This window comes from Acidocella sp., from assembly GCF_028687955.1.
Classification (GTDB): domain Bacteria; phylum Pseudomonadota; class Alphaproteobacteria; order Acetobacterales; family Acetobacteraceae; genus Acidocella.
Genome location: NZ_JAQTZC010000021.1, coordinates 1 through 12,918 on the forward strand (window position 1 = coordinate 1; position 12,918 = coordinate 12,918).

Here is a 12,918-nt window from a genome sequence, read left to right on the forward strand (position 1 = left end):
TTTGCGAAAATATCGAAGCGGCTGGCCTGCCCGGCGATGGCTTCGCCGAGGATGCGCCCGAGCAGATGGGTGGTGGTGACGCCGTGGCCGCTGTCGCCGTGGGAGTAATACACGGTGGGGGAGAGCCGGCCCATTTGCGGAAAGCGCGTGAGGGTGAGGGCAAAGTTGCCGCTCCAGCTGAAGTCGATTTTGGCATCCTTCAGGCTGGGGAAGGTTTTTAGCATGTTGGGGATGATCTTGGCGCGGATGGCCGCACTATCCTGAGCGCCGTAAACCGTGCCGCCGCCGTAGAGGATGCGGTTGTCAGCGGTGCGGCGGAAGTAGTCGAGGAAGTAGTTGCAGTCTTCCACCGCGAGGTTGGAGGGCAGCAGCGCGGCGGCGGCTTCTCCCAGGGGTTCGGTGGTGAGCACCTGGGTGGAGACGGGCATGATCTTGCCGCCGATTTCAGGCAGCAGGCTGCCGATGTAGGCGTTGGCGCAGACGATGACGAATTTGGCGTGGACCTCGCCGTTGGCGGTCTTGACCACGGGGTTGGCGCCGGTGCTCACCGCGGTGACGCGCGAGTCTTCGAAGATGCGGGCGCCGAGGGTCTCGGCGGCGGCGGCTTCACCCTGGACCAGATTGAGCGGGTGCAGGTGGCCGCCTTGATGGTCAATGAGGCCGCCGATGTAGCGCTCTGTTTTCACATGCGGGGCGAGGCCCGCGCGGTCCAGCAGCTCGAAATCAGAGTAGCCGTGCTGGTTCCAGATTTTGACGTGGTGTTCCAGCCCGCGCATCTGTTTGGCGGTGAGGGCGGTGAATATGTTACCTGGCCGCAGGTCGCAGGCGATGTTGTATTTGGCGGCGCGCGCGCGGATGATCTGCCCGCCCTGCATGGCCATGGCGCCGATCTGGCGGCCGGCGGCTTCGCCGTAGCGTTTGGTGATGACATCAAGGTCGCGCGAGTAGCCGTTGACCATCTGGCCGCCGTTGCGCCCCGAGGCGCCGAAGCCGGTGCGCTCGGCCTCCAGCACGATGACCGAGAAGCCGTGTTCGGCCAGTTCCAGCGCGGCTGAGATGCCGGTGAAGCCGGCGCCGATGATGCAGACGTCCGCGTGCGCGCGGCCTTGCAGCGGGGGGCGGGAGTCCTGCTTGTGGGCGGTGGCGGCGTAGTAGGAGGAGGCGTGCTGGCTCATTGTTTTCCGGGTCCGAGCAGAGCGACGCCGAAGATGGCGCCGAGAACGGTCATGGTGATGACCATGAGGCGGATTTTATAGGCTTCCGCGCGGGCCTGGGCCACCACTTCCTGGCGCATGTTGGCCTTTGCGGCGGCGATGCGCGCGGGCAGCGGGGCGGTGCCGGTGGTGACGATGGCGGCGGTGTCCGCATCGACATCGTTGGCCAGGCTGGCGATGGCGGCGGCTTGAGCGGCGGGTGTGGGGGCGTTCAGCACGGCATCGAGCGCGGCCTGCTGGTGCTGCTCATCCACCACCGGGGCGGGAATGGAAAAGCTGGCGAAGGTGCCGATGAGGCCGGGCAAGAGGAAGCAGGTGAGCAGGAAGCCGATGCGTGAATAGGAGATTTTTGCCATGGCGGAGGAATTGGCCTGATTGGCGGTGTTGTCAAATCATGCCGCCTTCTTTTTTCGATCGTGGTGTATGCAAATTGAGGGAAGTGGGAAAAATGCTGACGGGTAAAGTGGCGTTGATAACGGGTGGGGCGGCGGGGGCGGCGCTGGCGGCAGAGTCGGGGGGTGAGTTTGTGGCGGTTTGAGGCGCGGGGCGGTTACTCGCGGATGTCCTGCCAGGCTTCGGTGAAGGGTTTCTTGCGGAAGGTGGCCCAGAAGAAGTTCATGGAATAACGTAGCCCGATGGTGAAGACGCCCTCGCCCGCGAGGCGGCGGCCGGAGGATTGGGCGGGTAGGCGGAAGGTGAATTTCACGCCGCCGACCTTGGAGAGACGGCGGGCCATGTCGGTGTCTTCGCCGTAGAAGGAGAAGCGCAGGTCCGGACTGCCGAGCTTGAGCATGGCGGCGCGCTTGACGATGAAATTGCCGCCCTGGAGCATGGAGCCGACGTTGAGCACGAAGCGGTTGAGCAAATAGGCGGTGAAGGCGAGACGGTAATAGGCGCCGACCACCAGGTTCACGCGGTTTGGCACACCGTAATAGATGTAGGGGCCGGAGAGGGCGACGAGGGAGGGCCCGCGCGTGAACTGGCGCATGACCTCGGTGAGCCAGCCGGGAGGGATGATGGTGTCAGCGTCGATATTGGCGATCAGCTCGCCGGTGGAATGCTCAAAGCCGCACCAGCGGGCCTGGACCAGACCTTTGCGGGGTTCGTCGACCACGGTGACGCCGGGGATGGAGAGGGCAACTTCACGCGTGCGGTCGGTGCTGGCGTTGTTGACGACGATGATCTCGGCGTCCTTGCCCAGCTCCTGGCCGGCGCGCTCGATTTCGTCGCGGATGGCGGTGAGGGAGCGGGTGAGAAGAGCCTGCTCGTTATACGCGGGGACGACAAAGCTGATTTTCATATCCGTGCTCCAGGCGATTCGGTGGCTTTAGCGGCTGTAACAGGCTATCAACAGAGGTTGAGAGGCCAAGGCCAATGACCGTTTGATGACAGCGTAAGTAGGCATACGGGTTGACAGAGCGGGGCAGGGGCGGCATACCGCGCCACCGATTGAACACTTTAACCCGAGAGTCTCTTATGAAGATCCGTAACTCCTTGAAATCCGCAAAGATCCGCGACAAGAACTGCCGCGTGGTGCGCCGCCATGGCCGGGTGTACGTGATCAACAAGAAAAACCCGCGCATGAAGGCCCGCCAGGGCTGAGCGCTGGAGACAATTCTGGCTTTTGAACAAAACCCGGTCCTTTGGCCGGGTTTTGTTTTGCGTGGATTTCGCGGCGGGCGGTAGTGGGAGGGCAGAGCCGCGACTCTGCCCTTATCAAGAGCTTATACCAGCCCGCCACCAAACCCAGAGAGTAAAGCTCTTGGCGGGCTGGTATTAGAGCCTGATTGGTTTAAGTGTGATCAGGCTCTGGTTATTTTTCTGAGGGCGATTCACGCTTTCGGCTCGCTCAGCTGAGCGAGCCTCAAACGATCGCGCTCTAGACCGTTAGCTGGTGAACAGGGCTGAAGGCCTGGGCAGGAACATGCCGGCCTGGGCGCGGTAGGCGGCGTAGGCGCTGCTGAGGTCCGACTCCGCGAACTTGCGCTCTTCGCGCGTTGCGGCTGCGAAATACAGCGCCGCCATGATGACGGGCGCGGCCCAGGCGAGCACGGTTTGCGCGGCCAGGGCGGTTGCGGTCCAGAACAGTAGATACGCCAGGTAGAACGGGTGGCGCACATACTGGTAGGGGCCGTGGCGGAGCAGGAAGCTGGGCTTGTCAGTGTCAAACGCCAGGGTGGGTGGGGTATGGCGGGTGGCGCGGACGGCCCAGATGAAGACGCTGTATGAGGCGGCGAACAGGGCCAGTACGAGGGGCCAGGCCTGCGAGACGCCCGTTGTGAGGTGCCAGGCAAACCAGGCCAAGCCGAGCAGGCTGAGGCCGCTGGTCAGCTTCATGCCGGGGGGCATGGCGCCGGTCTGGCGGAAGTGTTTCTTCACGGCCCAGGAAAAGGCGGCGAAGCAGGCAAGACCGGCGAGGCCGGTGATGATGGTGAGCGGGGCTTGCATGATCAGTCCTCCTGGAAAACTTTGACGGTTTCGCCATGCAGCAGCCCGGCATAGGCGCTCCTTGAGCCGGTCAGGTTGCCAACGAAAGGGGTGTCCTTGGCGACGTCGTCGTACAGAGTATCGTAGCAGGCCATCAGGTTGGTTTCGAATTTGACGCCGGCATAGCGGCGCGGCCCGGCAACGTATTCGAAATGCAGGCGCTTGTAGAAAGGCGTGTGGTTGCGCCGGACGCAGGAGAGCGTCATGTCGGCTTTGTCTTCGCGGACCATGAAGTAGACGAAGCGGAACAGCACGAAGGAGAGCTGGTAGTCTGTGGCGTAGTCAGGGTGGCGCACCAGACGGTTGATCTCCATCAGCTTGGCGGGGCGCCCATGCGGCACGTTGGCGGCGAGTTGGGCGACTTCCTCAGGGAAAATGCGCGAGGCGGGGATTTGATCCCAGCCAGCTAGCCCTGGTGTGTAGTCAAGCGTGCAGAGCCGTACCGAGGCCACGGGATGATTTTCCTTATAGACAACGACGCAACGGCTGTTTGGCAGCAGGTCGTCAGAGTCGGAGAATAATCCGTCCGGATGCGGGTCGATGTAGCCGCCGGAGAGGTAGCTGGCGTGACGGATGGCGTAGGCGTCGGCTTTGGTTTGATCGTCCAGAGCCAGACGGGCGGTAAGACCAGATGTTTGTATTTGTGGTCTGGCTTTGGCGCGAACGAAGTTGGTGGTGGCAGTTTGTAAAGCACTCATTAAAATTCTCCTTGTTGCAACTCAAACAAGAAGAATTAGTAACCATTTCAGCCTCAAGATGTAGAGAAAAAAATCATTTGTAATTCGTAAAGAGCATGATTTTTTAAAGGTATGATTTGCGTGAAATGCAGGGTAAATTAGAAACGACGTTAAAAAAATCTCCTAACTAATTGTAATTGCGTTATAGTTTTTTTCTTCGTGTCGCGCAGGGGCGATGTTCTGGAGCATTTATTTTTTGTGGCTAAGCGGGATGCAAGGCTGTCCTGCGTGAAACAAAATGCTATTTTGTAGGTTTTAATAGCCATGGCGGCTGGTGTTTGCTGGAAGGTTTTGGCCAGACTTGGCCGGAGAACGAGGCGCGGGTATGCGCCGGCCATCAGGGATGGCGGGCTGACTGTTTCAACGTGCCGGGATTTTATGAAAAGCGTTGTGAAGAAAAGCAATTAAAGATAGCAGGCTGTTAAGAAAGGCGTTACGTTAAGTTGCGCTTATAGGGTGGGTAGGTGATGCTTGGTTTGGTGCAAGGAGGATTAGATTTCAACGATTGGTAACCAGAGGAGACAGCTGGAGCACGCGAGAGGAGAGGGCGGTTTCCGTGATATCTCTCAAGTGTGGCGCGGTTTTGCAAAGGGGCTGCGCGGGCTGATTGCCGGAACGCGGTTGCCTGATGATCTGTCCGAGCGGCTCCTGTTTGGTCAGGCTTCGGATTTTAGTTACGTCATTATCGCGATTTCGCTGCTTGGTCTGAGCACGCTGCTGCTGCTGCTGGTTGATTTTTGGAATGCCCCAGGCACTTTGCTGCGCGATACGCTGATCGGAACGGTGGCGATTTGTTATTTTGCCCTGATGCAGCGCGCCATTACCTGGCTTGGGCGCGTGAAGCGGGCTGGCGAGGAGGCTAGGAGTTATATCGCAGGAATGACCCGGTTGCTGGTGCTGCTGGGGCTTATCTGGTCGGCCTTGCTTTTTTTACTGACGCGGGCACCTGATACATCGCAGCTTTGCCTTTTGTATGGCATCATGGTGGGTTGCGTGGCTACACCGGTGATGGTGGCCCCGATCTCCAGCGCTCTGGCCTATTGGGGGCCTATCTCGGCGGGGATTTGCCTTTCGATGCTGACGGCGCGCAACCCGGCGGGGTATGCCATTCTTGATCTGCTGTCGTTTGTCGGGCTGACCGGGTTTTGCATACTTTATCTCAACAGCCGGTTGAATGAACGGGCTGTCGGCGCCATCCGGCTTGAGGAAAAGAGTGAGGTTATCAAGTTGTTGCTGCGCGATTTTGAGGAAAGCGCCAGCGACTGGCTGTGGGAGACCAACGAGGCGCTGGAGTTGCAGCAGGTGAGCCATCGGCTGACCCAGGTGGCGCATCGCCCGGTGGAGAGTTTCCGCGGGGCGTTTCCGCGCGCCATGCTGGGCGAGATCATGAATTACGATCATCGCCCTGGCTCGCCGATCGACCGGTTGTGCCAGATCATCAAGGAACATTCACCTTTCCGGGACGTGGTGGTGCCTGTTCTGATCAACGGCGAGGAACGCTATTGGTCGCTCACGGGCAAGCCCATTCTGGACAAGAGCGGGCGGTTTTTGGGGTATCATGGTGTTGGCTCGGACATTACCGGGCAACGGCGCCAGCAGGAGCAGATTGCGTTTTTGGCCCGCCATGACAGCCTGACGAAACTGGCCAACCGCGTGTTGTTCAACGAGATGCTGCATCAGGCGTGCGACAATTGCGAGCAGACGGGTTTTGCGCTGCTGTGCCTTGATCTCGACTATTTTAAGATCGTCAACGATACGCTGGGCCATGCCACGGGGGATGGCGTGCTGGTGGCGGTGGCCGAGCGGCTGCGCGGCTGCATCCGCGAGTTTGATATCGCGGCCCGGCTGGGGGGCGATGAATTCGCGATTATCCTGGTCACTGAGGACCCGCAGGAGGCGGCGGGGATTGCCGCGCGGATTATTGAGCGGGTGTCGCGGCCGTATCACTTCGATGGGCAGATGGTGCAAATCGGCATGAGTGCCGGCATCAGCATGGCGCCGCGCGACAGCCGCAACCCGAGCGGGCTGATGAAGAATGCCGACCTCGCGCTGTACCGGGCGAAGGCCGAGGGGCGGGGCGTATGGCGTTTGTATGATGTGGAGATGGACGAGCGGCAGAAGGACCGCCGAATTTTGCAGTCGGCGTTGCGCCAGGCCGTGTTGCGTGACGAATTCCGCCTGGAATATCAGCCGCTGGTGGATCTGGCCGATGGGCGGATTGTTGGTGCGGAGGCGTTGTTGCGCTGGCAGCATCCCGAGCGGGGGTTGCTGCCGCCCGGCGAGTTTATTGCGCTGGCCGAGGAGGCTGGGCTGATCGGGCCGATCGGCGAATGGGTGCTGGGGCAGGCGTGCCGGGAGGCGGCGGGCTGGCCGGAGCATGTGGGGATTGCGGTTAATCTCTCGCCGCTGCAGTTTCGCGACACTGGATTGGTGGAAATCATCGACCGCGCGCTGGCGCAGGGGGGGCTGGCGCCGGAGCGGCTGGAGCTGGAGATTACCGAGACCACCATGCTGGAGACCAACAGCGAGACGGTGGATGCGCTGTGGCAGCTGCATGGGCGGGGGGTGCGGGTGGCGCTTGACGATTTTGGCACGGGGTATTCCTCGCTCAGCTACTTGCGGCGGTTTCCGTTTGACAAGATCAAGATCGACCGCTCGTTCATCCGCGACCTCGGCTATGAGAAGGATGACAGCTCGATCATCCTCGCGATTATCGGTCTGGCGGAGCGCATGGGCATGGTGGTGACGGCGGAGGGGGTGGAGACGCCCAAGCAGGCGCAGATTCTCACCGCTTACGGCTGTGGCCAGGCACAGGGGTATTTGTTCAGCCGCCCGGTTCCGGGCGTGGTGTTTGCCCAAATTCTGGAGGCCGGGACGGTGCAGCACAAATGGCAGGCGCAGGTGTCCCAAATTGGCCAGGTGGCCGCGCAATAGGGCACGCGGCGCACGGGCATTTGGCAAGCGGGCGCACAAGCGGCATTAATGCGGGTTATGAATTCCACCGATGCAACAGGCGCTTCTCCGGCCATGGCGCAGTGGTTCGCCATGAAGGCGGAGCACGAGGACGCGCTGCTGTTTTTCCGCATGGGGGATTTCTACGAACTGTTTTTCGCCGATGCGCAGGCGGCCTCCGCGGCGCTGGATATTGCGTTGACCGCGCGCGGAAAACACCAGGAGCAGCCTGTGCCGATGTGCGGTGTGCCGGTGAGCCAAGCGGAGATGTATCTGGCGCGGCTGATCCGCCGGGGGTTCAGGGTTGCGATTGTGGAGCAGATGGAGGACCCGGCGGCGGCCAAGGCGCGCGGGGCCAAGGGGCCGCTGGCGCGCGCGGTAGTGCGGCTGGTGACGCCGGGGACGTTGACCGAAGAGAGCTTGCTGGAGGCCGGGCGGGCGAATTTTCTGGTGGCGATTGTGCCCGAGGGCGGACGGCTGGGGGTGGCCTGGGCTGATATTTCCACAGGGTTGTTTGAGACGCAGGCCACCGATGCGGCGGGGTTGCCGGCTGTGCTGGGGCGCCTGGACCCGGCGGAGATTCTTTGCGCCGGGGTGGTGGAGCTTGGCCCCTATGCGGCGCGGCAGGTGGTGCCTGGGCGGCTGGCGATGCAGGCGCCGGCGGGGGCGCCGGCCGCGCGGCGCGAGCTGGCGCAACGCTTCAACGTGGCCAGCCTGGATGCATTCGGCGTGTTCAGCGATGCCGAGGTGCTGGCGGCGGGGTATGTGCTGGCCTATATCGCGGCGACGCAGATGGGGGTGATGCCCAGGCTCTCGCATCCGGTTTGCGCCGGGGAGACGGGGCAGCTGGAGATGGATGCCGCGACGCGCGCCAGTTTGGAAATTCTGGGCAGCCGGGGCGGGGCTGAGGCGGGGAGCCTGTTGGCGGCGGTGAAGCGCACGGTGAGCGCGCCTGGCGCCCGGCTGTTGGCGGCCTGGCTGGCGGCGCCGCTGAACCGGCTGGATGTGTTGCAGGACCGGCAAGGCGCGTGGCTGGCACTGCGCGATATGGGCCAAAGCGAGGCGATGCGCGGGGTTTTGCGCGGGGCGCCGGATGTGTCGCGCGCGCTGGGGCGGATTGCGCTGGGGCGGGCGGCGCCGCGGGATTTGGCGGCGATTGCGGCTGGGCTGAATACGGCGGCGCGGTTGCGGCCGATGGTGCCGCAGGGGGGGCGGTTGTTGGATGAGGCTGCGGCGGCACTCGACCCGGCGCCGGGGCTGGCCGATGTGCTGGGCCGCGCGCTGGCCGAGCCGGCGCCGCTGCGGTTGGAGGATGGCGGGGCGATTGCGGCCGGGTTTGACCCGGAGCTGGATGCGCAAAGGGCGCTGCGCGATAATACGCGCCAGGTGATCGCCGCGTTCCAAAGCGAGTTGGCGGCACGGTATGGCGTGGCGCCGTTGAAGATACGGCATCATGCGCAGCTGGGTTATGTGATCGAGGTGCCGGCGGTTGCGGTTGAGAAGCTGCGGGAAAACCCTGAGTTGATTTTGCGCCAGGGGATGGCCAATGGCGCGCGGTTCACGCATCCGGAACTCTCCCTGCTGGATCAGCGGATTTCGGAAGCGGCGGCCCAGGCGGCGGGGCGCGAGGCGATTGTGTTCGCGTGGCTGGTGAAGCAGGTTCTGGCGCAGGCGGAAGCACTGGCGGGCTGCGCGCAGGCGCTGGCGTTGCTGGATGTTTTGCAGTCTGCCGCGGTACTTTCCGTCACCGGACGGTTTTGTTGTCCGGAGCTTTCCGGCGGCGAGGCGTTTGAGATAAAATCCGGGCGGCATCCGGTGGTGGAGGCGGCGCTGCCGCCGGGGGTTGGGTTTATCGCCAACCACTGCCAGCTTGGTCCGGCGCAGCGGCTGATGCTGCTGACGGGGCCGAATATGGCTGGTAAATCCACGTACTTACGCCAGAACGCGCTGGCGGTGATTTTGGCGCAGGCGGGATTACCGGTGCCCGCCGAGGCAATGCGGCTGGGGCTGGTGGACCGGCTGTTCTCGCGCGTGGGGGCGGCGGATGATCTGGCCTCGGGGCGCTCGACCTTCATGGTTGAGATGATCGAGACCGCGGCGATTTTGCATCAGGCTGGGCCTAAGAGTTTTGTGATCGTCGATGAGATCGGGCGCGGCACGGGTACGCGCGACGGGTTGGCGATTGCGCAGGCGGTGCTGGAGGCGCTGCATAACAGTAACCGGTGCCGCGCCATATTTGCTACACATTTTCATGAATTATTTCAATTGGCCGAGGCTTTGCCAAGGCTGACTCCTTACACGATGCGCGTGAAGGAATTTAAGGGTGAGGTGGTGTTTATGCATGAGGTTGTGCGCGGGGCCGCGCAGCGCAGTTGGGGTGTGCATGTGGCCCGTCTGGCGGGGGTGCCTGAGAGCGTGGCCAGGCGGGCGGAAATTTTGTTGAAGGCGGCGGAACGCGATGTTCCCGCAACTTCGGCGTTGCCTTTATTCGCCGATGTTGCGCGGGAACAAACCGATGCGCGGCAGGATGTGCTGGAGGAGCTTGAGGCGCTGGACCCGGACCGGATGAGCCCGCGCGAGGCGCTGGATGCGCTCTATGCGCTGCGCCGGCGGATGGACGGGGTGGGCGATGTGTAAATATTCCGTGCGGGAGCCCGCTCTGCATAAAAATCTAGGCAAAAAACGAAAACACGGCTTTCCCATATCCAGCGGATTGATCTAGCGTGTACGATATGTTGACATCCTCCAAGCAACCCGAAATCGCCACCGCTCTGGCAGAACTTGTTTTGTCGGGCGGGCCGCCGCCGCGTGATGTGGCTTTGGCCGGTTTCCGCCGCCAGCTTGGCCGGATTCAGACCTATGTGCAGCAGCGCTTCGAGCGCGATGGGCTGAACGGGCTGACCGCCGCGCGGTTGCATGCGGGGTTAATGGATGAGCTGGTTAATTCGTTGTTTGCCTACACGCTGGCGATGTTGCCGTTGGCGGAGGGCGACAGGCTTGCGATGGCGGCCACCGGCGGTTACGGCCGCGCCACGCTGGCCCCGTTCTCGGATATCGACCTGCTGTTTCTCACCGGGGGAAAAGCCTCGGACAAGATGGACCGGGCGGTTGAGTTCATCTTGTATTTTCTGTGGGACCTGGGGCTGAAGGTCGGCCATGCGACTCGCTCCATCTCCGATTGTCTGGAGGAGGCGCGCAAGGATGTGACCATCCGCACCTCGTTGCTGGATGCGCGCTGCCTGACCGGCGACCGGGCGCTGTTCGTGGATTTCCAGAAGGCCTTTCGCGCGGATTGCGCGGCCGATGGACCGGGGAGCTATATTATCGCCAAGCAGGCCGAGCGCGCCGCCCGCCACCGTAGGTTTGGCGAGACGCCGTTCATGGTTGAGCCCAATGTGAAAGAGGGCAAAGGGGGGCTGCGCGATTTGCAGACGCTCTACTGGCTGGCACGCTATGTGTTCAACACCTTCGCGATGACCGAGCTGGTGGGCAAGGATGCGCCGGGCGGCGGGATTCTGACCGCGACGGAGGCGCGCTCCTGCAAGCGGGCGTGGGAGTATCTGTGGAGTGTGCGCTTCCATCTGCATTATGTCGCAGGGCGGGCGGAAGAGCGGTTGACGTTTGATTTCCAGCCCGTCGTTGGCGCGCGCATGGGCTATACGCGCCATGGCCGTCAGGACGGGGTGGAGCGCTTCATGCGCCACTACTTCCTGATGGTGCGCGAGGTGGCGCGGGTGACCGGCGTGCTGGAGCCTGCCCTGGTGCGCGCGGCGCTGGGCCCGCCAGCGATTGCGGCGGAGACCGATGCGGCGCTGGTGGAGGCTGGTTTCGTGCTGGCGGGCGGGAAGATATTATTCGCGCCGGGGCATGACCCGGAGACGGATCCGGCCAGTATTTTCAGGATTTTGCTGTGCGCGCGCGACCGCGGGTTGGAGCTGCATCCGTTGGCGCTGCGCACGTTGATCCGCTCCGCCCCGCTGGGGGCCGAGCTGCGCGGCGACAAAAAGGCCGCGGCGCTGTTCATGAACCTGCTTTGCGGCCAGGAAGAGGGCGACGGCGATGAGCGGACGTGCGATTCCGCGCGTTGGCTGGGGCTGTTGAATGATACCGGGGTGCTGGGGCGCTATCTGCCGGATTGGCGGCGTATCGTCGGGCAGATGCAGTTTGATACCTACCATGTGTACACAGTGGATGTGCATACGGTGCATGCGATCAAGGTGCTCAACACCATCGAGGCGGGGGAGCTGAAGGAAATTGCGCCGGTTGCGACCGATCTGATCGACCAGGTGCAGTCGCGCAGGGCGCTGTATGTGGCGCTGATGCTGCATGACATTGCCAAGGGACGGGGCGGGGACCACTCCGTGCTGGGCGCGGAGATAGCACTTTATGTGGGCCCGGCGCTGGGGTTGAGCGCCGAAGAGACAGAGATGGTCTCCTGGCTGGTGCTGCATCATCTGATGCTGACGCAGACGGCGTTCTCACGCGATATTGATGACCCGAAGACCATCCTCGATTTGGCCGATACCATCCAGAGTCCGGAGCGGCTGCGGCTGCTGCTGGTGCTCACGGTCTCGGATATGCGGGCGGTCTCGCCGAAGGTGTGGAACGGCTGGAAGGCGACGCTGCTGCGTGAGCTGTATGCGCGCGTGGCCGAAGTGCTGGAGGGTGGGCTCTCGACCACCGAGCGCGATGCGCGCATCGGCCGGGTGAAGGAGGTTGTGGCCTCGCTGCTGGGTGATTGGCCGGAGTCGGTGCGCGAGGAGTTTCTCTCGCTGGGTTATCCCTCATACTGGCTCGGGTTTGACCCTGAGAGTATCGAGCGGCATGCCCGCATGATCCGCGATGCCAAGCAGCGTAACGCGCCGCTGACCGTGCATGCCGAGCCGCTGCCGGCGCGCGCGGTGACCGAGGTTGTGGTTTATACCGCCGACCATGCCGGGCTGTTCAGCCGGATTGCCGGTGCGCTGGCGATTGCGGGCGCCTCGATCGTGGATGCGCGGATTCATACGCTCACCGACGGCATGGCGCTGGATACGTTCTGGATTCAGGATGCCAACGGTGGGCCGTATGACGCGCCGCACCGGCTGGCGCGGCTCTCCTCGCTGATCGAGCAGGCGCTCTCGGGCCGGCTTAGGCTGGATTCGGAGATTCGCAAGGCGACCCGCAGCCTGATTCCGGCCCGGATGCGCGCGATTCATGTGCCGCCGCGTGTGGTGGTGGATAACCGCGCCTCCAACCGGCATACGGTGGTGGAGGTGAACGGGCGCGACCGCCCCGGTCTGCTGCACGATGTGACTTCGGCGATTTCGGCGCAGGGGTTGCAGATCGCCTCGGCGCATGTGACCACTTACGGGGTGCGCGCGGTGGACGTGTTCTATGTGAAGGATGTGTTCGGCATGAAGGTGGAAAACGAGCGCAAGCTCAACCAGCTGCGCAATGCCCTGCTGAAAGCCTTAAGGCCCGGCGTGGACGACCCGGAAGCAAAACAACCCGTGCAGCGGGGCGCGGTGGCCTGAGAGCCGTGGCGT

Annotated in this window: 9 protein-coding genes; 4 read left to right on the forward strand and 5 right to left on the reverse strand. The window is 62.9% G+C overall.

The features are described from left to right. The 3 genes from PHE40_RS04465 to PHE40_RS04475 form a co-directional block, all read right to left on the reverse strand. The coding region (locus tag PHE40_RS04465) for an FAD-binding oxidoreductase (protein WP_299958576.1) at positions 1–1,175 on the reverse strand (1,175 nt) is incomplete at its 3' end. Next, on the reverse strand, positions 1,172–1,570 hold the full coding sequence (locus PHE40_RS04470) for a hypothetical protein (RefSeq protein ID WP_299958579.1): 399 nt from the start codon (positions 1,568–1,570) through the stop codon (positions 1,172–1,174). The genes PHE40_RS04465 and PHE40_RS04470, both read right to left, overlap by 4 nt. Before the next feature lie 194 nt (positions 1,571–1,764). Next, on the reverse strand, positions 1,765–2,514 hold the full coding sequence (locus PHE40_RS04475; RefSeq protein ID WP_299958583.1) for a glycosyltransferase family 2 protein: 750 nt from the start codon (positions 2,512–2,514) through the stop codon (positions 1,765–1,767). Between the two features lie 176 nt (positions 2,515–2,690). Between PHE40_RS04475 and ykgO the strand changes: the two genes are divergently transcribed. Next, positions 2,691–2,816, forward strand: coding sequence for a type B 50S ribosomal protein L36 (ykgO, locus tag PHE40_RS04480; protein WP_183266312.1), 126 nt, complete (start codon positions 2,691–2,693; stop codon positions 2,814–2,816). A gap of 285 nt (positions 2,817–3,101) precedes the next feature. Here the strand turns inward: ykgO and PHE40_RS04485 are convergent, their stop codons facing one another. Further along, positions 3,102–3,662: an isoprenylcysteine carboxylmethyltransferase family protein gene (locus PHE40_RS04485; protein WP_299958587.1), complete on the reverse strand. Its 561-nt coding sequence runs from the start codon at positions 3,660–3,662 to the stop codon at positions 3,102–3,104. Between the two features lie 2 nt (positions 3,663–3,664). Beyond that, positions 3,665–4,399, reverse strand: coding sequence for an N-acyl amino acid synthase FeeM domain-containing protein (locus PHE40_RS04490; protein ID WP_299958590.1), 735 nt, complete (start codon positions 4,397–4,399; stop codon positions 3,665–3,667). Positions 4,400–5,008: 609 nt separating this feature from the next. Between PHE40_RS04490 and PHE40_RS04495 the strand changes: the two genes are divergently transcribed. From PHE40_RS04495 to PHE40_RS04505, 3 genes are all read left to right on the forward strand, one after another. Beyond that, entirely contained in the window at positions 5,009–7,372 is a 2,364-nt protein-coding gene (locus tag PHE40_RS04495) for a bifunctional diguanylate cyclase/phosphodiesterase (protein ID WP_299958593.1), read from the forward strand. Between the two features lie 57 nt (positions 7,373–7,429). Beyond that, positions 7,430–10,027 carry a DNA mismatch repair protein MutS gene (gene mutS / locus PHE40_RS04500; RefSeq protein WP_299958668.1) on the forward strand — a complete coding sequence of 866 codons (2,598 nt, stop codon included), beginning with the start codon at positions 7,430–7,432 and terminating at the stop codon, positions 10,025–10,027. A 95-nt stretch (positions 10,028–10,122) separates the two neighbouring features. Further along, entirely contained in the window at positions 10,123–12,906 is a 2,784-nt protein-coding gene (locus PHE40_RS04505) for a [protein-PII] uridylyltransferase (RefSeq protein ID WP_299958671.1), read from the forward strand. Positions 12,907–12,918 lie beyond the last annotated feature (12 nt).